26 protein-coding genes are annotated in these 25,875 nt (G+C 61.3%); 13 read left to right on the top strand and 13 right to left on the bottom strand.

The genetic code is table 11. From position 1 onward, the window contains the following. Positions 1 to 20: 20 nt before the first annotated feature. Genes IMCC21224_RS08725 through IMCC21224_RS08710 form a run of 4 tightly spaced genes read right to left on the bottom strand, consistent with a single transcriptional unit; the run spans position 21 to position 2,490 of the window. The gene (locus IMCC21224_RS08725) at positions 21 to 860 is read right to left on the bottom strand and encodes an ATP-binding protein (protein ID WP_231582048.1); all 840 of its coding nucleotides are present in this window, start codon (positions 858 to 860) and stop codon (positions 21 to 23) included. Beyond that, on the bottom strand, positions 857 to 1,789 hold the full coding sequence (locus IMCC21224_RS08720) for a twin-arginine translocase subunit TatC (RefSeq protein WP_047995019.1): 933 nt from the start codon (positions 1,787 to 1,789) through the stop codon (positions 857 to 859). Before IMCC21224_RS08720 ends, IMCC21224_RS08725 begins: the two co-directional genes overlap by 4 nt. Further along, positions 1,786 to 2,268: a Sec-independent protein translocase protein TatB gene (gene tatB / locus IMCC21224_RS08715; protein WP_047995018.1), complete on the bottom strand. Its 483-nt coding sequence runs from the start codon at positions 2,266 to 2,268 to the stop codon at positions 1,786 to 1,788. The genes IMCC21224_RS08720 and tatB overlap by 4 nt, the downstream gene beginning before the upstream one ends. 6 nt (positions 2,269 to 2,274) lie before the next feature. After that, positions 2,275 to 2,490 (bottom strand): twin-arginine translocase TatA/TatE family subunit, encoded by a 216-nt coding sequence (locus tag IMCC21224_RS08710; protein ID WP_047995017.1) that lies wholly within the window; start codon positions 2,488 to 2,490, stop codon positions 2,275 to 2,277. Between the two features lie 201 nt (positions 2,491 to 2,691). Here IMCC21224_RS08710 and IMCC21224_RS08705 point away from each other — a divergent pair, with 201 nt between their 5' ends. Continuing rightward, positions 2,692 to 3,351, top strand: coding sequence for a YafY family protein (locus IMCC21224_RS08705; RefSeq protein WP_047995016.1), 660 nt, complete (start codon positions 2,692 to 2,694; stop codon positions 3,349 to 3,351). A 36-nt stretch (positions 3,352 to 3,387) separates the two neighbouring features. On the opposite strand, the gene IMCC21224_RS08700 is transcribed toward IMCC21224_RS08705, so the two are convergent. The 3 genes from IMCC21224_RS08700 to IMCC21224_RS08690 all read right to left on the bottom strand — a co-directional run bounded on the left by IMCC21224_RS08700 (position 3,388) and on the right by IMCC21224_RS08690 (position 6,318). Beyond that, positions 3,388 to 4,473: an ABC transporter ATP-binding protein gene (locus tag IMCC21224_RS08700; RefSeq protein WP_047995015.1), complete on the bottom strand. Its 1,086-nt coding sequence runs from the start codon at positions 4,471 to 4,473 to the stop codon at positions 3,388 to 3,390. Positions 4,474 to 4,570: 97 nt separating this feature from the next. Further along, on the bottom strand, positions 4,571 to 5,119 hold the full coding sequence (locus tag IMCC21224_RS08695; protein WP_047995014.1) for an RSP_2648 family PIN domain-containing protein: 549 nt from the start codon (positions 5,117 to 5,119) through the stop codon (positions 4,571 to 4,573). Then, positions 5,116 to 6,318: an RSP_2647 family RNA methyltransferase gene (locus tag IMCC21224_RS08690; protein ID WP_047995013.1), complete on the bottom strand. Its 1,203-nt coding sequence runs from the start codon at positions 6,316 to 6,318 to the stop codon at positions 5,116 to 5,118. Before IMCC21224_RS08690 ends, IMCC21224_RS08695 begins: the two co-directional genes overlap by 4 nt. 271 nt (positions 6,319 to 6,589) lie before the next feature. On the opposite strand from IMCC21224_RS08690, the gene edd reads away from it, so the two are divergent. Next, positions 6,590 to 8,395: a phosphogluconate dehydratase gene (edd, locus tag IMCC21224_RS08685; protein ID WP_047995012.1), complete on the top strand. Its 1,806-nt coding sequence runs from the start codon at positions 6,590 to 6,592 to the stop codon at positions 8,393 to 8,395. Between the two features lie 69 nt (positions 8,396 to 8,464). Further along, a complete protein-coding gene (locus IMCC21224_RS08680; RefSeq protein WP_047995011.1) occupies positions 8,465 to 9,109 on the top strand; it encodes a bifunctional 4-hydroxy-2-oxoglutarate aldolase/2-dehydro-3-deoxy-phosphogluconate aldolase in 645 nt (214 codons plus the stop codon). A 76-nt stretch (positions 9,110 to 9,185) separates the two neighbouring features. Here IMCC21224_RS08680 and IMCC21224_RS08675 read toward each other — a convergent pair whose 3' ends face one another. Beyond that, positions 9,186 to 10,847 (bottom strand): peptidoglycan-binding domain-containing protein, encoded by a 1,662-nt coding sequence (locus tag IMCC21224_RS08675; protein WP_231582047.1) that lies wholly within the window; start codon positions 10,845 to 10,847, stop codon positions 9,186 to 9,188. Positions 10,848 to 11,014: 167 nt separating this feature from the next. Between IMCC21224_RS08675 and lipB the strand changes: the two genes are divergently transcribed. From lipB to IMCC21224_RS08650, 5 genes are all read left to right on the top strand, one after another. Next, a complete protein-coding gene (lipB, locus tag IMCC21224_RS08670; RefSeq protein ID WP_047995009.1) occupies positions 11,015 to 11,689 on the top strand; it encodes a lipoyl(octanoyl) transferase LipB in 675 nt (224 codons plus the stop codon). Positions 11,690 to 11,919: 230 nt separating this feature from the next. Continuing rightward, a complete protein-coding gene (gene ctaD, locus IMCC21224_RS08665; protein ID WP_047995008.1) occupies positions 11,920 to 13,593 on the top strand; it encodes a cytochrome c oxidase subunit I in 1,674 nt (557 codons plus the stop codon). 111 nt (positions 13,594 to 13,704) lie between these two features. Next, positions 13,705 to 14,496 (top strand): metallophosphoesterase, encoded by a 792-nt coding sequence (locus IMCC21224_RS08660; protein WP_231582046.1) that lies wholly within the window; start codon positions 13,705 to 13,707, stop codon positions 14,494 to 14,496. 34 nt (positions 14,497 to 14,530) lie between these two features. Further along, on the top strand, positions 14,531 to 15,025 hold the full coding sequence (locus IMCC21224_RS08655) for a DUF2244 domain-containing protein (protein WP_047995007.1): 495 nt from the start codon (positions 14,531 to 14,533) through the stop codon (positions 15,023 to 15,025). Beyond that, entirely contained in the window at positions 15,026 to 15,934 is a 909-nt protein-coding gene (locus IMCC21224_RS08650) for a hypothetical protein (protein ID WP_047995006.1), read from the top strand. Between the two features lie 16 nt (positions 15,935 to 15,950). Here IMCC21224_RS08650 and IMCC21224_RS08645 read toward each other — a convergent pair whose 3' ends face one another. After that, on the bottom strand, positions 15,951 to 16,415 hold the full coding sequence (locus IMCC21224_RS08645) for a GatB/YqeY domain-containing protein (protein ID WP_047995005.1): 465 nt from the start codon (positions 16,413 to 16,415) through the stop codon (positions 15,951 to 15,953). Between the two features lie 183 nt (positions 16,416 to 16,598). On the opposite strand from IMCC21224_RS08645, the gene carA reads away from it, so the two are divergent. Together carA and IMCC21224_RS08635 are read left to right on the top strand one after the other, a co-directional pair. Beyond that, positions 16,599 to 17,753 (top strand): glutamine-hydrolyzing carbamoyl-phosphate synthase small subunit, encoded by a 1,155-nt coding sequence (carA, locus tag IMCC21224_RS08640; protein WP_047995004.1) that lies wholly within the window; start codon positions 16,599 to 16,601, stop codon positions 17,751 to 17,753. An 88-nt stretch (positions 17,754 to 17,841) separates the two neighbouring features. Continuing rightward, complete coding sequence (locus tag IMCC21224_RS08635) at positions 17,842 to 19,725, top strand: glycosyltransferase (RefSeq protein ID WP_231582045.1); 1,884 nt, start codon at positions 17,842 to 17,844, stop codon at positions 19,723 to 19,725. Positions 19,726 to 19,727: 2 nt separating this feature from the next. Here IMCC21224_RS08635 and IMCC21224_RS08630 read toward each other — a convergent pair whose 3' ends face one another. Beyond that, the gene (locus tag IMCC21224_RS08630) at positions 19,728 to 20,375 is read right to left on the bottom strand and encodes a GntR family transcriptional regulator (protein ID WP_047995003.1); all 648 of its coding nucleotides are present in this window, start codon (positions 20,373 to 20,375) and stop codon (positions 19,728 to 19,730) included. Positions 20,376 to 20,537: 162 nt separating this feature from the next. Here IMCC21224_RS08630 and IMCC21224_RS08625 point away from each other — a divergent pair, with 162 nt between their 5' ends. Both IMCC21224_RS08625 and IMCC21224_RS08620 read left to right on the top strand, forming a co-directional pair. Beyond that, the gene (locus IMCC21224_RS08625) at positions 20,538 to 21,182 is read left to right on the top strand and encodes a pyrimidine 5'-nucleotidase (protein ID WP_047995002.1); all 645 of its coding nucleotides are present in this window, start codon (positions 20,538 to 20,540) and stop codon (positions 21,180 to 21,182) included. A gap of 45 nt (positions 21,183 to 21,227) precedes the next feature. Next, entirely contained in the window at positions 21,228 to 22,451 is a 1,224-nt protein-coding gene (locus IMCC21224_RS08620; RefSeq protein WP_047995001.1) for a UbiH/UbiF family hydroxylase, read from the top strand. A gap of 17 nt (positions 22,452 to 22,468) precedes the next feature. Here IMCC21224_RS08620 and IMCC21224_RS08615 read toward each other — a convergent pair whose 3' ends face one another. The 3 genes from IMCC21224_RS08615 to IMCC21224_RS08605 form a co-directional block, all read right to left on the bottom strand. Continuing rightward, positions 22,469 to 23,596: an aminotransferase class V-fold PLP-dependent enzyme gene (locus IMCC21224_RS08615; protein ID WP_047995000.1), complete on the bottom strand. Its 1,128-nt coding sequence runs from the start codon at positions 23,594 to 23,596 to the stop codon at positions 22,469 to 22,471. Between the two features lie 72 nt (positions 23,597 to 23,668). Then, positions 23,669 to 24,127, bottom strand: a complete 459-nt coding sequence (locus IMCC21224_RS08610; RefSeq protein ID WP_047994999.1) for an Lrp/AsnC family transcriptional regulator — start codon at positions 24,125 to 24,127, stop codon at positions 23,669 to 23,671. After that, positions 24,124 to 24,579, bottom strand: coding sequence for an Lrp/AsnC family transcriptional regulator (locus tag IMCC21224_RS08605; protein ID WP_047994998.1), 456 nt, complete (start codon positions 24,577 to 24,579; stop codon positions 24,124 to 24,126). The genes IMCC21224_RS08610 and IMCC21224_RS08605 overlap by 4 nt, the downstream gene beginning before the upstream one ends. Positions 24,580 to 24,732: 153 nt before the next feature. Between IMCC21224_RS08605 and ilvC the strand changes: the two genes are divergently transcribed. After that, positions 24,733 to 25,755 (top strand): ketol-acid reductoisomerase, encoded by a 1,023-nt coding sequence (gene ilvC, locus IMCC21224_RS08600; RefSeq protein ID WP_047994997.1) that lies wholly within the window; start codon positions 24,733 to 24,735, stop codon positions 25,753 to 25,755. Positions 25,756 to 25,875: the final 120 nt, after the last annotated feature.

The following is a 25,875-nucleotide window of genomic DNA, read 5'->3' as shown; positions in this document are numbered from 1 at the left end:
TTCCAGCGCGCAAAGTGATATTACTGGATAGCCAACCCTTCCCGACCCGCCAGGTCGGTAAAGAACTGCCAGGCCACCCGGCCAGATCGCGATCCGCGCGTCGCCTGCCACTCAATTGCTTCGGCGCGCAGACGATCTTCGGAAATCCGCAGCCCATAGGCGTCGCAATACCCTTGAATCATCGCCAGATAATCGTCCTGTGTGCAGGGATGAAACCCAAGCCACAGTCCGAAACGGTCTGACAGCGAAACCTTTTCCTCAACCGCCTCAGCCGGACTAATCGCGGATGACCGTTCATTTTCGATCATATCGCGCGGCATAAGGTGGCGACGGTTCGAGGTGGCATAGAACACCACATTCTCGGGACGCCCTTCAATGCCGCCGTCCAGCACCGCCTTGAGGCTTTTGTAATGCTGATCGTCGTTCGAAAATGACAGATCGTCGCAAAACAGCACGAACCGCTCAGACGACGCCCGCAGCAGGTTGAGCAGACGCGCGACGGTTGGCAAATCCTCGCGCTGAAGTTCCACAATCTTGAGCGCATGGCCGCGCGTCAGCACTTCGGCATGTACCGCCTTGACAAGGCTGGATTTCCCCATGCCCCGCGCACCCCAAAGCAGGGCGTTGTTCGCAGGCAGGCCACGGGCGAATTGTTCGGTATTGGCCAGCAGCGTATCACGGCTGCGGTTGACCCCGATCAACAACGAGATATCCACGCGCGACACCTTTGGCACCGGCTCCAGCCGGTCGGGGGCGACATGCCAGACAAAGGCGTCTGCCGCGTCGAAATCCGGCGCTTTCAGCGGCGCCGGAGCCATCCGTTCCAGCGCCTCTGCGATACGTTTCAATGGTTTGCTCACGGGGTCTTGTCCTCGGCTTCTGGATCTTCGTCTTCGTCATCCTCGAACCAGGTGCCTTCGGCCCGCATCCGTTTTTCCCGCGCCCTTTCGACATAGCGCACCAGGAAAATCGAAATCTCGTACAAACCATAGACCACGGCAAACAGGATCAGCTGAGTCGTCACATCCGGCGGCGTCACCACAGCGGCCAGCAACAGAATGCCAACCATCGCATATTTTCGCACAGCCCCCAGACCGGCGGCGCTGACCAGCCCGGCTTTGCCCATCAACGTCAGCAGAACCGGCAACTGAAAACACAGACCAAACGCCATGATGAATTTCAGGGTTATATCCAGTGACTCGTTCACCTTGCCGAAAAAGGTGATGCGCACGCCATCGACGGTTTCAGGCACCACCGCCAGATCGGCGGGCACTTGGGTACCATCGGGCAGCCTGTCGACCGTCGCTGCCAGAAGATTGGCAAAGATCGAGCTGACATCAGCAAAGCCCAGGAAAAACGCCATCGCCAGAGGAGTAACCACAAGATGCGCAAAGGCCGCGCCAAGAAAGAACATAAACGGCGATGCCACCAGGAACGGCAGAAACGCCCCCTTTTCCGTCTTGTACAGGCCGGGCGCCACAAACCGCCACATCTGATATGAGATCACCGGAAACGCCAGCGCGAACCCGAACACCATCGAAATGCGGAACAGGGTAAACAGATATTCCTGTGGCGACGTGTACTGCATTGTCGGCGATGGATCGCCAAGCGCGCGCAGCGTCTCTTCGATCGGTCCCAGCAGGAACTGCAACAGCGGCTCGGCCACCGTAAAGGCCAGCACGATTCCAACGATGAATGCCAGAACACAGCGGATCAGACGCGTGCGCAGCTCGGCCAGATGCTCGATCAGCGGAGCGCTGCTGTCCTCGATTTCGTCACTGGCGCTCATGCGTCACCCTTTGCGACCGGTTCGGTCGGTGCTGTTGCTGTTGGCGCTGTCTCGGCCCTGAGGGCGGCGTCCAACTCGTCTGCGCGCTTTGCAGCGGCTTCGGCTTCGCGTTTTTTGCGGTCGGCGGCGGCGCGCGCGGTCGAGGCTTCGATCTTCTTGCGATCAGCCTCGCGTTCCTTGGCCAATTTCCCGGTTTCACTGTCGGGATCAAAGTTGGTCATCGACTTTGCCGCATCCTTTATGCCGTCCATCGCGCTGCCAATCGGGTTGGTGGCCGATTTGAACGTCTTGGCGACATCCCGAACGCCGCTGTCATCGGCGGCGTCGTTCATCGCTTTGCTGAATTCGCGCGCCATGCCCTTGGCCCGGCCCATGAACCGTCCCACGTTGCGAAACAGCACCGGCAGATCCTTGGGGCCGACAACGATCAGCGCAACGATGCCAATGACCAGAAGCTCGGTCCAGCCAAGATCGAACATGGCGGTTTACACCTTGTCTTTCTCGGTTTCGGGCGTCACGTCCTTGGCCGCTTCGGCCTGTTCGTCCTCAAGCTCCTTGGAGCCGTCGCTGACACCCTTTTTGAAGGCTGTGATACCTTTGCCCACTTCGCCCATCAGGCTGGAAATCTTGCCGCGGCCGAACAGCACCAACACCACGACGGCAATCAGCAGAAGGCCGGGAAGGCCGATATTGTTGAGCATGTGTCTCTCCTCACATCGCGGGCCATCCTTGGCCCGGTAAAATCTCTGTCCGGTATCTAAGGGTTTTGGCCAGCATCGAAAAGCGCCTGACGGGCCTTATTTGCCGCGTCCGACGGGTATTTTCACACAGGTTTTGTCAAGAGGTTGTCAGTTGACAGGTTTTTGTCAGTATTGGCTGAAACCAGTCAGAGAATCACCCCGATGAAACGCGCCGACCGCCTCTATGCCCTCATGACCCGACTGCGGGACGGATCACTGCACCGGGCCGAGGATCTGGCAACCGCGTTGGGCGTGTCAGTACGCACGATCTATCGCGACATGGACACGCTGGCCGCGTCGGGTGTGCCCGTCGCAGGCGCGCGTGGCGCAGGCTATACCGCGCATGCCAGCATCACATTGCCCCCCCTGAATCTGACCCAAACCGAACTTGAGGCGCTGCATCTGGGTCTGGCCGCTGTAGGGGCAGGAACATTGCCCGATCTGGCATCTGCGGCGGCGGCGCTGTCTGCCAAAATCGACGCCGTCCTGCCCGAGGATGCCGGTGCCGCGCCGGGCCGCTTTGGCTTTGCGACGTATCCCTTTGCCGAGGCCGCGCAGGGATTTCGCCACATGCCAGCCTTTCGAGCCGCGATCCGGGCACGTCAGAAATTGCGGATCGCGTTGATCGGTGAGGCAGCGGCGCATGCCGTGCGCCCGCTGCATATCGACTACTGGGGACGTATCTGGACCGGCATTGTCTGGGACGAAGATACCGGCGATTTTGCCAGCCTGCGGATCGACCGGATCGCAGAGCTGTCGCCGTTGCCCGGTCTGTTTGTCGACGAACCCGGCAAGCGGCTTGCCGATTATCAGGCGCGGTAAAGGCGGTAACGGGTCAAAGTCTGGCCTTCTGCGGCGTCAGTCAGCCGCCGCAAAAACGAAACAGCGGTCGCGGCGCACAGTCAGCCACATCGCCGTCCCCCGCTTAGGCAGAAACACGTTCGGCACCGTCGCCTTGAGCACGGCTTCGTCGTGATCCATCCGAAATTCCACCAGGCTTTCCGATCCCATGAACCGGGCCCGTTCGACCACGCCGCGCGCCGGCGCGCCCTGCACTGCGGTCGGGTTGGGGCCACGCCCTGCACGGTCAAAATCTATGCCAACATGCTGCGGACGAAATACAATCTCAACTCCGGTGCCATCTGACACCCCGGGGGCAAGGAACTGACCAAAGGCGGTATCAACCAGAGCGCCTTGAACTTTACCACGCAAAATATTGATATCACTAAAGAATGCGACAGCCTCTTTGTCCAGCGGAGCGTTGTAGATGTTGTAGGGGGCGCCACGCTGTACGATATGACCATCGCGCATCAGCGCAATCTCGTCAGCCATGCGCATCGCCTCTTCCGGCTCGTGCGTGACCAGCAGAACGCTGGTGCCCTCTTCCTTGAGCAGCGCCAAAGTCTCATCCCGGATACCATCGCGCAACCGGTTGTCGAGCCCCGAGAACGGCTCATCCATCAGCATCACGCGCGGCCTGGGCGCCAGCGCCCTCGACAACGCCACCCGCTGCTGTTCGCCCCCCGACAACTCGTGCGGATAGGCGTCGATGAAATGCAGCAAACCAACCCTGTCGAGCAATTCTGACACCCGGCGGCGCGTATCCACCTTTTGTCCGCGCAAGCCAAAGGCCACGTTCTGGCCAACGCTCAGATGCGGGAACAACGCAAAATCCTGAAACATCAACCCGATCGACCGGCGCTCGGGTGGCACCCGGAACTGCGTGTCGCAAAGCAGCTGACCATCGACGTAGATTTCACCCACATCCTGCATCTCGACCCCGGCGATCATTCGCAGGGTTGTGGACTTGCCGCATCCGGACGGCCCAAGCAAACAAGTGACATCACCGGGAAGGATGCTGAGCGATACGTTGTCCACGACCGCCTTACCGTCGAACCGGCGGGTGATATTGCGGATTTCAAGCCGGGGGACAGGGGCGGTCACGCGCTACCTCGCGTCGGTATCTGAGGGAAAGCATCGGGTTTCGGGCGCAGTATCAGGCAGGCGGCGGCTGCGCAAGCCTGCCCCGGTCCGGACGACATCAAGCCGCAGTTGTCAGCGCCTTGGCCAGACGCGGCAACCGTGCCTTTTTCAGCAATGCACGCATTTCCCAATCGCGGCCCGAAAGGCGCTGCGCCTCGGCCAATACACTGTTGCAAACCGATGCTACCAAATCCGGCGCGCCCCGCCAGTGACCCAGCACAAAGGCATCCGGGTCGGCACGACTCAGCCCCTCGTCCCCCAGCACGTTGCGCGGGAAATCCGAAGCGTTGAGGGTCACGATCACATCAGCCGATCCCGCAACCGCTGCGGCCAGTACATGGACATCGTCCGGGTCGGGCAACCACAGGCGCTTCTCCAGCGACGGCGGCCAGATCACTTCGGCCATTGGCCAGTCGCGGCGCAAAATGGCGATTTCAGCGCGTGCCTGATCCTCACCTCCGGGGCCAAGCTTGCGTGCCGCCCGCGCCCATTCTTCGAGGATACGCGCCGACCAAAGCGGGGTGAATGCGCCGGTAGCGGCCACCCCCAGCACGATTTCGCGCATCACGGTCGGGTACAGCACGCAGGTGTCGATCAGAACTTTCACAACCGAAAGAACAGCGCCTTGAGATAGCCGCTTTCGGCGAGTTGCGGCATCAGCGGATGATCCGCGCCCGCTGCGCCGGAATGGACCAGTTGCGCCCGCCGCCCTGCCCGCCCGATGCCGCGCAAACACGCGCCAGTAAAGGCCGTCATATCCACCGCATGGCTGCACGAGCACAGCACCAGATATCCACCTTCGCTTACCAGCGGCGCGGCCAGTTTGGCCACACGCTCGTAGGCGCGCAACCCGGCCTCAAGCGCCGGTTTGGCCGGAGCAAAGGCAGGGGGATCGCAGACCACCAGGTCAAATTCAGCGCCCTCGGCTCCCAGCGCGGTCAGCACGTCAAAGGCATCGCCCTTGCGGGTGGTGAACCGGTCGGTGGCCCCCATCTGTGCCGCGCCACCTTCGGCCAGTTCCAGCGCCGGGGCGGAACCGTCGACAGCCAGCGCCGAAACAGCGCCACCAGCCAGAGCGGCCAGCGCAAAACCACCGACGTGGCTGAACATATCCAAAACCCGCGCACCATCCGCCAATTCCCGCGCAAAGGTGTGGTTCGGCCGCTGATCGTAGAACAGGCCGGTCTTTTGCCCGCCAGTAACATCGGCCAGATAGGTCGCGCCGTTCATCACGACGGGCAGCGGTGCCACAGGCGCGGTGCCCACCAGCACGGCATCCGCATCGTCCAACCCTTCGAGGGTCCGCCCACGCCCGCCGGCATTCTTGAGCACAGTTGTGACGCCCGTCACCTCGACCAGCGCCGCCACAAGCGGTTCGAGCAGCGCATCTGCCCACGCCGCATTCGGCTGCACCACAGCGACATCACCAAAGCGGTCGATAATCACTCCGGGCAACCCATCCGCCTCGGCATGGATCAAACGATAGAACGGTGCATCAAACAGGCGCGCACGCAGCGAAAGCGCACGGCTGAGGCGCTGTGCAAACCAGGCCTGATCTGGCTCCGCCTCACCGTCCGGATCAAGCATCCGGCAGATGATCTTGGACTGCGGATTGACCGCCACCAGACCCATCGGTGTGCGCTCGCTGTCTTCAAGCATGGCGATGGTACCGGGCGCGAGCCCACGAGTGCGCCGGTCGACCACCAGTTCATTGGCATATACCCAGGGAAAGCCACGGCGCACAGCGCGGGCATTGGCCTTGGGCAACAGACGGACGACGGGCAAAGGGGATGCAGATGTTTCCATGCCGCCCTCTTAGCGACTCCTGCGACTAGAGGAAAGCACCACAACGCGGCGACCCACGCCATTTTTACACGTCTGGGCCGTGGTTTCTGGTCAGACACAGACGCGCTGCCGCAAAATGGGCAGTCTTGGCCAATCCTGCTGCACATCGGCGCCCATATCGCCTAGAATTCAGCGGCGGACCCTATGCCGCACTGGACTGTTAGCGCTAACTGAACTAAGCTTGCCTCAACGCAAACCTCGGGACACTCTCCCTCGGGACAAGGAGCACTCCATGACCCTGAATGCAACGATTGCCAAAGTCACAGATCGCATCGAACGCCGCAGCGCCACGCGCCGCGCCACCTATCTGGACCGGATGGCCCAAGCCGCCGAGGAAGGGCCGCGCCGCGCCCACCTGACTTGCGGCAATCAGGCCCATGCCTACGCGGCTATGGGGACCGACAAGGATGCGCTGGCTGTCAGCCGCGCGCCAAATATTGGCATCGTGTCAGCCTATAACGACATGCTTTCGGCACACCAGCCCTTCGAAAAATATCCCGACATCATTCGCGCTGCCGCCCGATCTCAGGGCGCCACGGCACAGGTCGCAGGCGGAGTACCCGCCATGTGCGACGGTGTAACGCAGGGCCAGGTCGGCATGGAGCTGTCGTTGTTTTCCCGCGATGTGATCGCACTGGCAACGGGCGTGGCCCTGTCCCACAACACATACGATTCGGCGATTTACCTGGGCGTCTGCGACAAGATCGTACCAGGTCTGGTGATCGCAGCCGCCACATTCGGCTACATCCCCGGCATCTTCCTGCCCGCCGGTCCGATGACCTCCGGCCTGCCCAATGACGAGAAATCAAAAGTCCGCCAGCAATTCGCCAATGGCGAAGTCGGTCGCGACGCCCTGATGAAAGCCGAGATGGAGAGCTATCACGGCCCCGGCACCTGCACCTTTTACGGCACCGCCAACTCGAACCAGATGCTGATGGAGTTCATGGGCCTGCATCTGCCCGGCGCGTCCTTCGTCAACCCCAACACGCCACTGCGCGAGGCACTGACCGTGGCCGGTGCCGAACGGGCGCTGGAAATCACCGCTCTGGGCAATGACTACCGCCCCGTCAGCGACATTCTGGACGCCAAGGCATTTGTGAACGGCATCGTCGGACTGATGGCCACCGGCGGGTCGACCAATCTGGTGCTGCACCTGCCCGCCATGGCCCGCGCCGCCGGCATTGACCTCGAACTCGAGGACTTCGACGAGATCTCGTCGGTCACACCACTGATGGCCAAGGTCTATCCCAACGGGCTGGCTGACGTGAACCATTTCCACGCGGCTGGCGGATTGGGCTACATGATCGGCGACCTGCTGGACGTCGGCCTGCTGCATGACGACGTCAAGACCGTCGCGGGTGACGGCCTCACGCTCTATACGCAGGAACCAACACTGGTTGATGGCCGCGTGCACTACGGCCCCGGCGCAGGCAAAAGCCTCAACGACAAGATTCTGCGTCCCTCAGCCGATCCGTTCCTGCCCACTGGCGGCCTCAAGCAGCTGCATGGCAATCTTGGCCACGGCATGATGAAGGCTTCAGCCGTGGCACCCGAACGCCACATCATCGAGGCCCCCGCCCGCGTATTCCAAAACCAGGACGCGGTCAAAGCCGCGTTCAAGGCCGGTGAATTCAAAACAGATACTGTGATCGTCGTCCGCTTTCAGGGCCCCAGCTCAAACGGCATGCCGGAATTGCACAGCCTAACCCCGATGCTGGCCGTGCTGCAGGATCGCGGGCTCAAGGTCGCGCTTGTCACCGACGGACGCATGTCCGGCGCATCGGGCAAGGTACCGTCAGCAATCCATGTCTGCCCCGAGGCGGCCCTGGGCGGTCCGCTGGCCCGTGTCCGCGACGGCGACATAATCCGCCTTGATGCCGTGGCAGGCTCAATTTCCTGCCTCGCCCCGGATTTCGAGGGTCGAACACCGGCGACTGCGGACCTGTCCGACAATGGACACGGCGTCGGCCGCGAATTGTTCGAAGTGTTCCGACGCAATGTTGGCCTTGCCTCCAATGGCGCAGCTGTGGTTGTCTGACGCTCTTTCAGCTTCTTCTCTTCAAAAATACGCAAAATCCGGCCCTGGCCAAAAATCCCGAGGTACCTCATGCTCACTCCCCAAGCAGCCAGCACCCAATCCGAAGCGCTTTGTCGCCTCGCCCCGGTGATTCCCGTGTTGGTCGTCGAAGACGCCAGCGTCGCCCGCGCCCTGGCCGAAGCATTGATCGCCGGAGGGTTGCCCGCGCTCGAAGTCACGCTGCGCACCCCTGCGGCGCTCGACGTGATTCGCGAGATGGCCAAGGTCGAAGGCGGCACAGTCGGGGCTGGCACCCTTCTGACACCGGCTGACGTCAAGGCAGCCATCGCCGCGGGTGCCAAATTCGGCGTCTCGCCCGGTGCCACAGACACCATACTGTCAGCCTGCGAAGACGCGGACCTGCCGCTATTGCCCGGCGTCGCTACGGCTTCCGAGTCGATGCGGCTGCTCGAACGCGGCTACACAGTACAAAAGTTCTTTCCCGCCGAAGCCAACGGCGGCGTGCCTGCGCTCAAAGCAATCGGTGCGCCGATTCCGCAGGTCCGGTTCTGCCCGACCGGCGGCGTATCCCTAAAGAATGCCCCGGATTATCTGGCCCTGTCGAACACCCTCTGCGTCGGGGGCAGCTGGGTCGCGCCCAAAGATCTGGTCGCCAAGGGCGATTGGAAGGCGATTACCGAACTGGCGTCCGAAGCAGCAGCATTGGGCCACTGACATGGTACGTCAGGAACGAAACTGGCGGCGCTGATTGATCCCAGCCGCCGCCAGTCCGCCAACAGCGAAACCGTTGTTATTCGCTAACTGTGAACACAGGCAGCGACGCCGAGGCAGGCACAGGCGCCAACACCACGGCTGACGCGTTGCCGCCCAGCATCATCGAAGCCTTTCGGATCAGGCCAGACCGCTCCGGTTGCCCCGGAGCGAATACGGGTGTGACGCCGCTCTGCAACGCATCCAGCGCATCCTTGTACCATACAAGCGCCAGATCATCGCGCTGTGCGGCACCGTAGCCTTGGCTCAGGTGATGACCCAGAATTTCAGAGTACGGGGCCTTCCCCAGCGACACCAGCAGCAGCGCCGATCCCATTGCAACCTGCATATCGTCAAGCTTGTAGCCCGCTGACAGGCAAATCCGCGCCGTCGCCTCAAGCTGGGTGGGCGACATGCCCGACGCCAGAACAAAACCTGCGACCCCGCGCAGCACCTCGTCGCGCGATTGCAACGAAACGGCAGCCACGTGATCCTTGAGCAGCGGGCCAAAGCTCTTGCACTGTTCAACGATCTGCGTCGTCGTTGCGCCCTGCACCTTGGCCATCAGATCCTCACCGGCCGAAATGGCATAGGTCCGCGCCAGACACATCTGTTCGGCCAGCGCCAGATCCGGGTCCGACAGAGTGGCCTCGGTGGTGAAGCCACCGTTGGTAGACGTCAGCAAATTGACCTTGTTGCAATGGGACGCGAGTGACGGCGCCGCCGCCTGCGCACCACCAAAGAAATCGGGCAGCGCCAGTGCGGCGGCGACCACTTGCGGCGCGGACTTGACCACCGGCTGTGCCGTGGGCACCGGAGTCGCGACAAGTTGCGTTTGCGGCGCGGGTGTGGGCAGCATCGGAGCCGCCACCATCTGCGTTTCGGGTGAACCGGTCTTGGCGCAATGGCCACGCTGGCAGGTGAACATCGCCGGGGTCACGTTGAACGCCTGAAAATCGTTGCGCTCATACCCATCCGGGGTTGAGGCAAACACTCGCACGGAACAGGTCTGCGCGTTGCACCAAAACGCGCTGCCTGTGACCGAGGTATCAAGGATGTAATCTGTCTGCCCGTCGCCATTGATGTCCGATAGCTGGATAAAACCGGACCGCTGCACCAGTTGTTCCGCCGACGGATCCGAACTTTTGGCGATTTCGTGCACCGCTTGGGCCACAATGCTGGGCAGACCGTAATGCCCTCCGATCGCCGATGTGGCACTATTGCCGCTGCCGTTGAGCTGTTCGTCGCGATATACGGTCAACAAACCACGCACGCCCTGCGGGTTCGACGCAATAAGCTGTGACGTCGCTGGCTCGCCCGATTGGGCGCGGTAATAGGCGGAAATCAGAAAATCCCTCTCATACTGTGTCAGTTGACCGGTGGGCGTATAGCCCAGATGCGCCTGGTAGGCAGAGATGGCCGAACGCGACCGCGATCCCAGAACCCCGTCTGGCGTTCCTGAATTAAACCCAAAATAGTTCAGCGCGGTTTGCGACTCGCGATTGGCGTTCCGAGTGGCGGAGGAGACGCTAGAAACTGCCTTTTTCTTGGTCGTCGTGGATTTGCGATAAACCTTCTGCGTTGTGCGCTGCCGCGGTTGATTGGCGATGGCACCGCCGATGATTCCCCCGACGAGCCCGCCGATCAGCGCATCATTTGCAAGGGCGGGTACCGGCGCCAATGCGATTGCGGCAGCAATCAATATATTGAATCCATTTCGACTTGTCATCATCCGACTCCAAATAACCAAACCCAGGAATTATAAAAACCGGCGCAGATATTAATAAACGACGACCGGAAATATGCAGTTGCCGAAGTGTCCGCCATGAATGGTTGACCTGTCAAGCGTGCGGGATTACGTCGCCCGGTATGATTGAATGGATCTCCTCTGACGGTCTGACCGAATATGCCGACGCCGTGGCGTTTATGGAAGCGCGCGCGGCAGCCATTGCCGCAGGCACTGCGCTGGAATGTGTCTGGCTGGTCGAACACCCCCCGCTCTATACGGCGGGCACCTCGGCCAAAGCATCAGATCTGGTCGATCCGGATCGTTTTCCGGTCCATACAACCCAGCGCGGCGGACAATACACCTATCACGGCCCGGGCCAGCGTGTGGCCTATGTGATGCTGGACGTGGGCAACCGCGGTCGCGATGTGCGCCGCTTTGTTCAGGATCTTGAGGCTTGGGTGATCTCAACCCTGGCCGAATTCAATCTGACCGGCCATATCCGCGAAGGCCGCGTCGGTGTCTGGATTGAACGCCCGGATCGTCCGGCGACCGTCAACGGCGACATCGCCGAGGACAAAATCGCCGCCATCGGTATCCGTCTGCGCAAATGGGTCAGCTTTCATGGCCTGTCAATCAACGTCGAGCCGGATCTTGAACATTTCGACGGCATCGTCCCGTGTGGAATCACCGACTACGGCGTCACCAGCCTGGTAGATCTGGGCCTGCCCGTGACGATGGCGGATGTTGATATCGCCCTGCGCCGCAGCTTTGATACGGTCTTTCCTGCCCTAACACAGTCAGCCGACGCAGACTGATCCCCCGTCACGATGGCGTGCGACCTGTGTCCCGGCGCCCACCCCCCCCATGACACCTCCCTCACGGGATACTGCGTCGCGTCTGCAAGGCCCTGCGACAAAAATGTTCGCTCTGCGGCAAAAGCGGTCATTGCCCGTGACGTGCGCAAGTTCTAGAACGTGTAACAGAGAACACTCAAGCGCGGCGGTCCTCCGTCTACGCCCAAATTATCACCTTCGAGGAGGCACACATGGCAGACGCCGCCATTCACGGCCACGATCACACGGATGAGCGTGGATTCTTTACCCGCTGGTTCATGTCCACAAATCACAAGGATATCGGCATCCTGTACCTGATCGTTGCAGGTCTGGCCGGTTTCGTTTCTGTCGCTTTCACCGTCTACATGCGGCTGGAGCTGATGCACCCCGGCGTGCAGTACATGTGCATGGAAGGCGCGCGCTTCTTTGCCGCCGCCGTTGCGGATTGTACGCCGAACGGCCACCTCTGGAACGTGCTGATCACCGGTCACGGCATCCTGATGATGTTCTTTGTGGTCATTCCGGCCCTGTTCGGCGGTTTCGGCAACTACTTCATGCCGTTGCAGATCGGCGCGCCTGACATGGCGTTTCCGCGCATGAACAACCTGTCGTTCTGGATGTATGTCGCGGGCACCACCATGGCGGTCTGTTCGGTCATGGCTCCGGGTGGCAACGGTCAGGCTGGCTCGGGTGTCGGCTGGGTGCTGTATCCGCCCCTGTCGGTGCGCGAAGGCGGCCTGTCGATGGACCTCGCCATTTTTGCGGTTCACCTGTCAGGCGCATCGTCGATCCTGGGCGCGATCAACATGATCACCACCTTCCTGAATATGCGCGCCCCCGGCATGACCCTGTTCAAGGTGCCGCTGTTCTCGTGGTCTATTTTTGTCACATCGTGGCTGATTCTGCTGTCGCTGCCGGTTCTGGCGGGCGCGATCACCATGCTGCTGACCGACCGTAACTTTGGCACCACCTTCTTCGACCCGGCAGGCGGGGGCGATCCGATCCTCTACCAGCACATCCTGTGGTTCTTTGGCCACCCGGAAGTGTACATCGTGATCCTGCCCGGTTTCGGTATAATCAGCCACGTCATCGCGACCTTCTCGCGCAAACCGATCTTTGGCTATCTGCCGATGGTCTGGGCGCTGATCGCCATTGGCGCGCTGGGTTTCGTGGTCTGGGCGCACCACATGTACACCGTGGGTATGTCACTGACGCAGCAGAGCTATTTCATGATGGCGACGATGGTCATTGCGGTCCCCACAGGGGTCAAGATCTTTAGCTGGATCGCGACCATGTGGGGGGGCTCGATCGAGTTCAAGACACCGATGCTCTGGGCCTTTGGTTTCCTGTTCCTGTTCACCGTGGGCGGCGTAACCGGCATCATCCTGTCTCAGGCAGGCATCGACCGGGCCTACCATGACACCTACTATGTCGTGGCGCACTTTCACTATGTGATGTCGCTGGGCGCGGTCTTTGCGATCTTTGCGGGGATCTACTTTTACTTCCCCAAGATGACCGGCAAGATGTATCCTGAATGGGCAGGCAAGCTGCACTTCTGGGCCATGTTCATCGGTGCGAACATCACCTTCTTCCCGCAGCACTTCCTAGGTCGTCAAGGCATGCCGCGCCGCTACATCGACTACCCCGAGGCGTTTGCCACCTGGAACTATGTATCGTCGCTGGGGGCGTTCCTTTCCTTCGCTTCGTTCATCTTCTTCATCGGGGTGATGGTCTGGACACTGCGCAAAGGTGCCGCCTGCACCCAGGCCAACCCCTGGAACGAATACGCGGATACCTTGGAATGGACCCTGCCGTCGCCGCCGCCCGAGCACACGTTCGAGCAGCTGCCAAAACAGTCTGACTGGGACAAGGGCCACGCTCACTAAGCGTCCGCTTCGCCCCTTCACAACACCGGAAAGGCCCCGCCATTGTGCGGGGCCTTTTAGCATTTGGCTGATCATTGATAAATTTTGACGTCGACGCGAAACGGACTTGCTTTGACATCGACGGCGCGCCCAAATCACCGGATGCTGATCCGCTTTGCCGCACTTGCCGATATCCACGGAAATGCTGACGCCCTGCGCGCCGTGCTGGCGGATATTGACGCGTTTGGGGTAAGTGATCTTGTGGTGTTGCGCGATCATTTCAGCGGCCCACTGGATGCCGCTGGCACCGCGACGCTGCTGCACAGCCGCCAGCTGAGCGCGATCCGCGGTAACCATGACCGCTATCTGATCGAAACCCCACGCCATGAGATGCATCCATCCGACGCGGTCGCCTATGATCAGCTGTCAACGCGTGACCTGAGTTGGCTCCGCAGCCTGCCCGCGACATTGACCATTGATGATATCCTGCTCTGTCACGCGACCCCGACGGATGACGAAACCTACTGGCTTGAAACTCTGACGCCCGACGGCACGCCACATGCCGCCCCTCTGAATCTGATCACGCCACACGTGACTGACCTACCCCACAGCCTGATTCTCTGCGCCCACACACACGTTCCGCGCAGTATCCGAATCCCCGACGGGCCATTGATTGTGAACCCCGGCAGCGTCGGCTGCCCGGCATATGATGACATCCACCCGGTGCCTCATATCATGCAGACCGGCACTCCCGACGCCTCATATGCACTGCTTGAACGCGGCCCGGGCGGCTGGCACGCGACGTTCCGTACCCTGCCCTATGACGCCAGCCGCATGGCAGACGCCGCCCGTGGCCATGGCCGTGCCGACTGGGCGCAGGCTGTCACGACCGGCTGGCTCAGCCCTGCGGCAAATTCCCGTTAGACACCGAGCGTGCGGATGCTAGAAGCAGATCAGCATGCCATATAACTGGATTCAGAAAGCCCCCGCCGACCCGGCCCAAGAGCTGCGCCTCTGGCCGCATCAATCCCTGCCGCCACGCGGCTTTGCGGCGTTCATGCTGGGCACGTTTGCGCTGGCCACCCTGCCGTTGTTTGTGATGCTGGGAACAATCCTGATGTGGGGTCTGTTGCCCTTTGTGATGCTGGCGCTTGGCGGGGTCTACTATGCGTTGCGGCGCAATGACCGGGACCGGCAGATCCTTGAGGTGCTGACCGTGACCCCCGACGATATGCGTCTGGTGCGCCACGATCCGCGCAAAGCGGCACGGGAATGGCACTGCAATCCCTATTGGGCACAACTGAGGCTGCACCCCGATGGCGGACCGGTACCGAATTACATCACCCTAGCCGGTGCAGGCCGCGAGGTCGAGATCGGTGCCTTTCTGTCCGAGGACGAGCGTATGGCGCTCTATGGTGATCTGTCGGACTGCTTGCGCCGGATGGCGCACTAAATGGCGCAGATCCCAGCCTCACCCAAGCTCAAGCGCGCGGCACTTTTGGCTGCTGCCGTCACCTTTGGCCCAGAACTGTCGTGCCACGGCGCGGCGCTGGTCGCGTCCGAACGCGCCGCGCTGGAGCTGCGGCTGGCCATGCGCGAGCACGCGCGACCCAAGGCGCAGATCGTCACATTTCTGATCCCGCTGGTCGGCGCGCATCACGTTCGCGATTGGGCCGCCGTCAGCGCGCGACTGGCGACCACGCTGCAAAGCCTGCTGAACCAAACCAACCCGAACTGGCGCGCGGTGATCTGTTGCCAGACCCGCCCCACCCTGCCCGACGATCCGCGTATCACCCATCTGCCGTTTGACGACCCCACTCCGGGTAATGACAAATGGCGCAAGCTGGCGGCGCTGTGTGACCACCTTGGTGCGTTGGAACCGATCCCCGGGTATGTGATGAGCTTTGATGCCGACGATCTTTTGCACCGCGCGGCGGTGGCTGAGATGCTGGAAAGACAGGCGCGCGGTTATCTGGTGCAGTCAGGGTATGTCATGGACTACGCCACTGGCGCGATTGCGCTGGCGGATGCGCCCAACCTGAGCCGACCGTTGCGCAAACCGTTTTGGAAGCTGTGTGGCTCGTGCACCGCATTATATCACGATCCGCAGATGTCCGAGGGGGGGGCGTTCCTGCGGGCGATGACGCAGCACGAACACCGGATGTTCCCGTATCTTGCGCGGCTCGCGGGTCACCGGCTGTCGCCGCTGTCACGGCCTGCCGTGCTCTATGTTCTGAACCATGGGGAAAATTTTGGCGCGCGGCGCGGGCGCGTCGGCTTCAAGACCCGGTTTGTCGAACGGTTTCGCATCACCGCCCCCGCCACCTTGTCCGAAATTGCCGCAGACTTCCCGGCGCCCTGAGACGCCGGGTATCGGATCAACCGACAGACAGCCGTTCCTTGACCATCGGTCCGACGCTGCCAAAATCCATCTGACCGGTATACTTGCCTTTGAGCACCGCCATCACCCGCCCCATGTCGCGGATCGAACTCGCGCCGACTTCGGCCACAGCCGCGTCCACGGCTTTGGCCACCTCATCGTCTGACAGCTTGCGTGGCAGGAATTCCTCGATCACCACGATCTCGGCCAGCTCCCGTTCGGACAGATCCAACCGCCCTCCTTCTTCATAAGTCTTGGCACTTTCGCGGCGCTGCTTGACCATTTTCCCAAGGATGGCAAGCACTTCGTCCTCGCCCACCCCCTCATCGTTGCCTTCTCCCCGCACCGCGATGTCGCGATCTTTGATCGCCGCGTTGATCAATCGTATCGTCGACAGCCGGTCAACCGCCTTGTCGCGCATCGCCTGTTTCATCGCCGCGTTGACGCGTGTCCGCAAATCCATTGATCCGCCATCCCCTTGATTTCGCAAATTCCGACCCTATGCGAATCCGTCGCGCCGCGCAACTGCGCCGACGTTACGACAAGTCCCTGTTTTGATTGAATATCACAATTTCATTCAGGCCTTGACCCTCACTGGCCCCGCCCTTAGGTTCCGCCAAGTTTGACCCCCTAACGGAGTCGCGCCATGCCAGACACCATGAATTCCAAGCCCACCGCCTGCCTAGTTCTGGCCGATGGGACCATCTTTTACGGACAGGGCTTTGGCGCTGTTGGTGATACTGTGGCCGAGCTGTGTTTCAACACTGCCATGTCAGGCTATCAGGAGATCATGACAGACCCGTCGTATGCCGGGCAGATCGTCACCTTTACCTTTCCGCATATCGGCAACACCGGCGTCACCCCCGAGGACGACGAAACTGCAGATCCGGTCGCCGCGGGTATGGTCGTCAAATGGATGCCGACGCAATCGTCGAACTGGCGCGCCGCGCAAGAGCTGGGCGATTGGCTGGCCACACGGGGCCGCATCGCCATCGGTGGCATCGACACCCGCCGCCTGACCCGTGCGATCCGCCAGCAGGGTGCGCCCCATGCGGCGCTGTCGCACAATCCGGATGGCGAATTCGATATCGACGCGCTGGTGAAAAAGGCCCGGGCCTTTCCGGGTCTGACCGGTCTGGACCTCGCGCGCGATGTGACCTGTGCACAGTCCTATCGCTGGGACGAGATGCGATGGGCCTGGCCCGACGGCTACACCCGCCAGACCGAGCCGAAGCACAAGGTTGTCGCCATCGACTATGGTGCCAAACGCAATATCCTGCGCTGCCTTGCCTCGGCCGGTTGCGACGTCACTGTGATGCCTGCGACCGCCACAGCCGAGGATGTGCTGGCGCAAAATCCAGATGGCGTGTTCCTGTCCAATGGCCCCGGTGATCCGGCGGCGACCGGCAGCTATGCGGTGCCGATGATTCAGAGCATTCTCGACCGCTCAGAGATCCCGGTCTTTGGCATCTGCCTTGGCCATCAGATGCTGGCGCTGGCGCTGGGGGCCCGCACGGTCAAGATGAACCACGGCCATCACGGCGCCAACCACCCTGTCAAGGAAGTGGCCACCGGCAAGGTTGAGATCACTTCGATGAACCATGGATTCGCCGTCGATAGTCAGAGCCTGCCCCAAGGTGTGGTCGAGACGCATGTGTCGCTGTTTGATGGCTCAAACTGCGGGATTCGGATGGCGGATCGCCCGGTATTTTCAGTGCAGCATCACCCCGAGGCAAGCCCCGGCCCGCAGGACAGTTTCTACCTGTTCGAACGATTTGCCGCCTCAATGGCCAAAATCTGAACAAATCGTCAACAAAATCTGCTGCGCTTTAACGATCAATTAACCAGAGGTTATGCATACAGGACACTCCGTTAATCTGGGGTTCGGTATGTCCGAAAATCGCGTCAGACTGATTGACTGCCAGCGGGCACAGTCCGGTTCTGCCCGGACGCAACCGCTTGCCCGCGTGTTGATGGAACACGGGGGCATCGCGGCCGAGGATATGCTGCGGGTTCTGACCATGGCGCGGCAAACTGGTGCAACCCCTGCTCAGGTTGTTGTGGCAGAGGCTCTGGCCACCCCTGAAACCGTGCTGCATGCCCAGGCGCTGCATTGGGGTGCGACGCAAGTCGATCCGGCGCGCACCCCGCCCGACCCGCAACTGAACACGCTACTTGCACCAGAGTTTTGCCTGTCACACGGTATCCTGCCATGGCATCGTATCGGCGATACGCTGTTGATTGCGACTGCCCGGCCCGACGATTTTGACGCATTGCACAGCCTGTTACCGGACGATATCGGCCCGGTCACGATGGCGCTGGCACTGGAGCGCGATATTCAGACCATCATCGCCGACCGCCACGGGCCACAATTGGTGCGCGACGCGGAACATTGGGTCCGGGCCGAGGAAAGCTGCCGTGATCTCAATCTTCTGACTCCGCGCCGCACGGCAATTGGATTGCTCTTTGCCAGCCTCTGCCTGTGTATCCTCGCGCTTTCCCCACAGCTGTTCTTTGCCGCAGCCTTTGCGCTCGCCCTTGTTGCGCTGATTTTTGCACAGATCCTCAAAGTTGGCGCGGCTATTGCGGCACATCGCTCGGGACCAATAGCAGACACCGTCCTACAGGGCGTGACGCCGACGATGTCGATTCTGGTGCCACTGTATCGAGAAGAGCGTATTGCCGAGGCGCTTCTGGCCCGCCTTGATCGGCTGCAATACCCGCGTGCGCAGCTTGATGTGATTCTGGCGCTTGAGGCAACGGACCAACAGACCCGTTCGGTACTGGCTGCGGTGCACCTGCCGTCCTGGATCCGCGTGATCGAAGTGCCATCGGGCAGCATCACCACCAAGCCGCGCGCGCTCAATTATGTGCTGCGGTTTTGCCGCGGAGAAATCATTGGCATCTATGACGCCGAGGATGCCCCTGCCCCGGATCAATTGCTGCGCGTTGCCGGGCGGTTCAGCCGCGCGCCACCTCAGATGGCTTGCCTGCAGGGCATTCTGGATTTCTACAACCCGCGCGCCAATTGGCTCTCGCGGTGTTTTGCCATCGAATATGCCACTTGGTTTCGGGTTGTTCTTCCCGGTGTCGCCCGGCTTGGCTTTCCGATCCCGCTGGGTGGGACCACCGTGTTTTTCCGCCGCACCGCTCTGGATCATGTACAAGGCTGGGACGCGCACAATGTGACCGAAGACGCCGATCTGGGCGTCCGACTGGCCCGCTATGGCTACCGCACTGAACTGCTGGCCAGTGTGACCCGCGAAGAGGCCAACAACCGGCCGTGGCCTTGGGTCAAGCAACGCTCGCGTTGGCTCAAGGGTTATATGATCACCTATCTTGTGCATATACGGCATCCGCTGCGGCTGTGGCGGGATCTGGGGACTTGGAAGGCGGTTGGGTTCAACATCTTTTTCCTGTCGTCGATCCTTCAGGTTCTTCTGGCGCCGATTTTGTGGACTTTTTGGCTCAAACTTATTGGCCTTCCGCATCCGCTGGACGGCATCCTGACGGCGTCCTGGCTGACCGCACTGATCGGACTATTCCTGACCAGCGAAGCGATATCGCTCATCGTGGCCATCGCCGCTGTGGCACGCAGCCCGCATCAAAGGCTGATGCTATGGATTCCGACGATGATCCTTTATTTTCCGTTGGCAGTTTTTGCCGCCTATAAGGCGCTGTACGAGGTTGTCGCCCGACCATTCTATTGGGATAAAACCGCGCATGGCCATTCCCTGCCCGACAGCGCCGGTGCCGACCTGCCGCCCGACTGAACCTATGCGCGCCGAGACTGCGAATCGAGTTTGAGCCGGGTCACAAACGCCACCGAGATATGATCGCGCAACGCGCGGTAGGCCGCCGCCTCATCACGCCTGGCAATCGCATCCACAATCGCCTGATGTTCCGCCAGCGCGACCTCGCCCCTTCCGTCAGCGGCCAGCGACGTTGTCGCCATCAACGCCATGGACCGGTGAACAAGATCAAGCTGCTGCACCAGATAGCGGTTGTGCGACGCAAGGTGGATCTGCTTGTGAAACCGCCGGTTGGCCCGGGACAGCGCCTGCGGATCACCCAGAAGTGCATGATCGTCGACCACCATGTCACTCAGAACCTGGAGTTCCTCTGCTGTGGCGTGACGTGCAGCCAGCCGCGCGGCCAACCCCTCAAGCTCGGTCCGGACCGCATATAGTTCGGCCATCTGGTTGTGATCCAGCGACGCCACAATCAGTGATCGACCGTCGCGCGCCAATAAAGATTGGGTTTCAAGCCGTTGTAATGCCTCACGAATCGGCGTCCTAGACACACCAAACCGTTCTGCAAGATCGCTTTCGACCAGACGATCGCCGGGGCGATAGACGCCGACGTCGATCGCTTCGAGGATCAGCGCATAGGCGTCCTTTTGCTGCGGTTTGGTCTGGGTCATCCGGGTTCCTTTGGCGCTGTCCGCCACCCTAGCCCCGCAATGCATGTGCAATCAAGTATCGCGGGGATCCGACATGCCGGGCGACCCCCTCACCCGAAAGGCTGACCTGTACAGTTGCGGATTTCAGTTCCGTTCCACGCAGAAACGCACTACCCTGAAGTCATGACAAAAAAGAGCTTCTCGCATGTCCGCCACTGGGTGTTCGATCTCGACAACACCTTGTACCCGCCTGCCGCGCGTCTGTTCGATCAGATCGAGGAGCGGATGACCCGCTTTGTCATGCAGGCGCTGGGAATCGACAAGACGCGCGCCAACCAGTTGCGCACACAGTATTGGCAGACCTACGGCACCACGCTGGCGGGGTTGATGCGTGAACATGACGTAGACCCCGCGCCGTATTTGCACGAGGTTCACGACATCTCGTTTGACGCGCTGGTGCCGGATCCCCATCTGGCGCGGCTGATCTCTGAATTACCGGGGCGCAAGATCGTCTATACCAACGGCTCGGCCCCCTATGCCGCGCAGGTGCTGAGGGCGCGCGGATTAGATGCCGCGTTTGACGCGATCTATGGCGTGGAACATGCTGATTTCGCACCAAAACCCGAACGCGCAGCGTTTGACGCCATCTTCGCACGCGATGGCACCGACACCGCAACCGCAGCGATGTTCGAGGATGATCCACGTAACCTGACCGCTCCGCATGAAATGGGAATGCGCACGGTACATGTGGCACCGGATCGGCTTGAGGCGGCGCATATTCACCATCATACCGATGATCTGAACACCTTTCTTGCGCGGCTGACCTGAGACTGGCGACGCAGGTCTGCAGGATCACCGGGACAGGAGCCCAGAATGGACTGTGACATCGTGATTTCCGGTGGCGGCATTGCCGGACTAACGGCGGCGGCGGCCTTCGGGGCACAGGGATTTTCAATCCTCTGCGTCGATCCCGCGCCACCTGTCACCGACCGCGAAACGGCGGGCGCCGACCTGCGCAGCACCGCGTTTCTGCAACCTGCCCGCGCGTTTCTGGAGACGGCCGGTGTTTGGGCCAGGTTGGCGGAACACGCAACGCCCTTGCAGACCATGCGCATCGTCGATGCCGGAGGCGCGGACCCCGCCTCCCGCGTGTCGCGCGATTTCCGGGCCGAGGATATATCGAAGCTTCCGTTTGGCTGGAACCTGCCCAACTGGCTGCTACGGCGTGAATTGGCGGCACATCTACGGCGAATGCCCGACGTAGATTATCGCCCCGGCACGGCGACGCAGTCGCTTTTCACGCGCTCTGGCTCGGCCCGCGTCACGCTGACCGATGGCGCCCGTGTGCAGACCCGGCTGGTGATCGCGGCCGACGGGCGCGGTTCCCCCATGCGTAAGGCGGCGGGGATCAGCGTCACCACCACCCGGTTCGGTCAAAAGGCACTGGCCTTTGCCGTCACGCATCCCGTACCCCACGGCAATGTTTCAACCGAAATTCACCGCACTGGCGGGCCATTCACCTTGGTTCCACTACCGGATGTAGACGGGCAACCATCCTCGGCGATTGTCTGGATGGAGACGACCGCAAACGCCGACGCATTGATGACACTGGACGACAGCGCCTTTGAGGCCGCTATGAGCGAACGGTCCTGCCATCTCTTTGGGCCGCTGACATTGGCGTCGCGACGCACGCTTTGGCCGATCATTGCGCAACAGGCGGACCGGCTGGTGGGGGAGCGCGTGGCGCTGGTGGCCGAGGCCGCGCATGTGCTGCCACCGATTGGCGCGCAGGGGCTGAACATGAGCCTGACCGATCTGGGCGTGCTGCTGGATCTCGCAGTGGCAGACCGGACCGGTTTGGGGACACGTCACATGCTGGATCGTTATGCCCGCGCGCGCGGGGCAGATATTCGCGCCCGCGTCGCCGGGATCACGCTGCTCAACCGCGCGTCGATGGCGCAGGCCCCGCTGTTGCGGGATTTGCGGGCGCAGGGGCTTGAGGCGCTATTTGCACTCACGCCACTGCGCAAGGGGCTGATGTCGCTGGGCCTGGGCACACGCACCATGGATCGAGTGAGGCCGCAGGTCAATCCCTGACGCGCGGCCCGGCTGTATCACAACACCTGATCGACGACCCGACGCAGACGGGTGATGGTGCCGTCCACGTCATACAGTTTGTCGAGACCAAAAAGACCCAACCGGAAGGTGCTGAACCCTTCGGGTTCGTCGCATTGCAAAGGCACGCCGGCCGCGATCTGCATTCCCTGGGCGGCAAAGGCGCGGCCCGACTGGACCTCGGGATCTCTGGTGTAGCAGACCACCACACCCGGTGCACAAAAGCCTTCGGCAGCGACCGAGGCCACGCCCTTTTCGGCCAGCATCGCGCGCACGCCGTTGCCAAGCGCCCATTGCGCCTGTTTCAGCTTGTCGAACCCATAGTCCCGTGTTTCGGCCATGGTATCGCGGAAGGCGCGCAGACTGTCCGTCGGCATTGTGGAGTGATAGGCATGACCGCCGTTTTCATAGGCTTGCATGATCTGGTGCCATTTCTTCAGATCAACGGAAAAGCTGTCCGACGTCGTCTCGGCCAGACGCGCCACCGCACGATCAGACATCATCACCAGACCGGCGCTGGGCGTGGCCGACCAGCCCTTTTGCGGCGCAGAGATCAGTACATCCACGCCGGTGGCGCGCATATCGACCCAGATGCAGCCGCTGGCGATGCAATCCAGCACCATCAACGCGCCGACCTCATGCGCCGCAGCCGCCAACGCTGCGATATAGTCATCGGGCAGGATGATCCCGGACGAGGTTTCCACATGCGGGGCAAACACAATTGTCGGGCGTGTGTCGCGGATGCGGGCCACCACGTCGTCGATCGGTGCGGGTGCATAGGGGGCGGTGACGCCGTTGCCGGTCTGACGCGCCTTGATCACCTCGGTCGAAGCGGCGAATCCGCCTGCGTCGAAAATCTGGCTCCAGCGGAACGAGAACCAGCCGTTGCGCACCACCAGCACTTCGGCATCGCGGCCGAACTGACGCGCCACGGCCTCCATCCCGTAGGTGCCGCCACCGGGGACCACAGCCACCGCATCGGCGCCATAGACCTCTTTGAGCATGCCAGAGATGTCGCGCATCACCTGCTGGAACGCGCCAGACATGTGGTTCAGCGCGCGGTCGGTAAACACCACCGAAAATTCTTCGAGCCCTTCAGGGTCGATCGTGTCGAGCAAAGCAGCCATGGTATCCTCCTTCAGAATTTGCCCATCGCTACCTCAGGCGGGCGGGCTTGGCAAAGTCTGAATTGCCGCGCCCTAGCCCAGCGGCCCGGGGCAGCGTTCCTCCGACAGCATGACATTGGCGTCCAGATTTCCAACACCGGGCAATGTCATGATGCGTCGGCGCAGAACCCGCTCAAAATCCGAAATGTCGCGGGCCACCACCCGCAGACGGTAATCATACATACCGAGCACATGCTCGACTGTCTGCACCTCGGGGATGGCACAGACGGCGCGTTCAAAATCATCCAGGCTAACACGCCCCTTGGTGGCCAGTTTGACCCCCAGAAAAACGGTGACGCCAAAACCCAGCGCCTCGCGGTTCAGATCCAATCGCTGCCCCCGGAACACCCCCGCGTCGCGCAGCCGTTTGATCCGGCGCCACGCGGCAGGTTGCGACAGGCCCAGCGCACGCCCCAATGCGCCCGCACTTTGCGTGGCATCCTGCGCCAGCGCACGGATCAGCGCCCGGTCGGTGTCGTCCAGATCAATCACAGCGGCAGGCTTTCGTCAGATTTCAGCAGCGCCACATGCATCAGCGCCTCAACATCGCTGATATGCGGCAGGGTCAGGATATTCTGCCGGTAAAGCTGCTGATAATGGGGCATGTCACGCGCGATCACCGAAAGGCGCACATCGACCTGACCCAGAAAAGTCTGGATCTCGATCACCTCGGGCACTTTGCGCGCAGCCTCGGCGAAATCGTCAAAGGCCCGCGGCTGCGTCTTGTCCAGTGTGATGCGCAGGCTGACCTCAACCGCGTAACCCAGCACCTTCCAGTCGATCACGCCGCGGGTGCCGCGCAGGATGCCGGTTTCGCGCAGCCTGTCCAGCCGACGCGCCAGCGTGGTCGCCGTCACACCACAGCGATCGGCAAGCTCCAGCGCCGGGGCGTCGGGGGTCGCCTGAAACTGGCGCAGAATACGGCGATCGGTATCATCAAGCATGAAAATTGCGATACTTCAGGACTGGGCGCATGAAAACCCCACAATCATGTAAAACGGCGCGAATTTCGCGAACTCATTCCCGCGCCAATGCCTATGCTGCGCCGCACAAGGGTCAGCAAGACCCGACAGACTAACCAAGGAAGGACGACCCCTATGCGCGTTTATTATGACCGCGATTGCGACATCAACCTGATCAAGGACATGAAAGTGGCCATCCTCGGCTATGGATCCCAAGGTCACGCCCATGCGCTGAACCTGCGCGATTCGGGTGCCAAGAATGTCGTCGTCGCCCTGCGCGAAGGCTCCCCCTCAGCCAAGAAGGCTGAAGGCGAAGGGCTCAAGGTTATGGGCATCGCCGAGGCAGCCGCCTGGTGTGACCTGATCATGTTCACCATGCCCGACGAGCTTCAGGCCGACACTTACAAGAAATACGTGCATGATAACCTGCGTGAAGGTGCGGCAATTGCATTCGCACACGGCCTGAACGTGCATTTTGGCCTGATCGAACCCAAGCCCGGCACCGACGTCATCATGATGGCGCCCAAGGGCCCCGGCCACACCGTGCGCGGCGAATACACCAAGGGTGGCGGCGTGCCCTGCCTTGTTGCCGTAGACAAGGATGCAACCGGCAAGGCGCTGGAAATCGGCCTGTCCTATTGCTCGGCCATCGGTGGCGGTCGCTCTGGGATCATCGAAACCAACTTCCGCGAAGAATGCGAAACCGACCTTTTCGGCGAGCAGGCAGTTCTGTGTGGCGGTCTGGTTGAACTGATCCGCATGGGCTTTGAGACGCTGGTCGAAGCGGGCTATGCGCCCGAGATGGCCTATTTCGAGTGCCTGCACGAAGTGAAGCTGATCGTAGACCTGATCTACGAAGGCGGCATCGCCAACATGAACTACTCGATCTCGAACACAGCCGAGTACGGCGAATATGTGTCCGGCCCGCGCATCCTGCCCTACGCAGAAACCAAGGCACGGATGAAAGAGGTCCTGACCGACATTCAGACCGGAAAATTTGTGCGTGATTTCATGTTGGAAAATCAGGCTGGTCAGCCGTCGTTCAAGGCCACGCGCCGGATCAACGACGAACACCAGATCGAAGCGACAGGCGAAAAACTGCGCGGCATGATGCCGTGGATCTCGGCTGGCAAGATGGTCGACAAGTCCAAGAACTAAGCCCTGCCGCATCTACGAACAGGCGAACGACAAAGACCCCGGAGCATGCTCCGGGGCCTTTTTATGTCCCGGTCCTCTTAGGCGGCACCGGTGTCAAAGAAGCAGTTCAGCGCCCCTTGC

It is taken from the genome of Puniceibacterium sp. IMCC21224 (assembly GCF_001038505.1).
Lineage (GTDB): Bacteria > Pseudomonadota > Alphaproteobacteria > Rhodobacterales > Rhodobacteraceae > Puniceibacterium.
The sequence above is the reverse complement of the archived record's forward strand: the minus strand, read 5'-3'. Positions and strand labels throughout refer to the sequence as shown.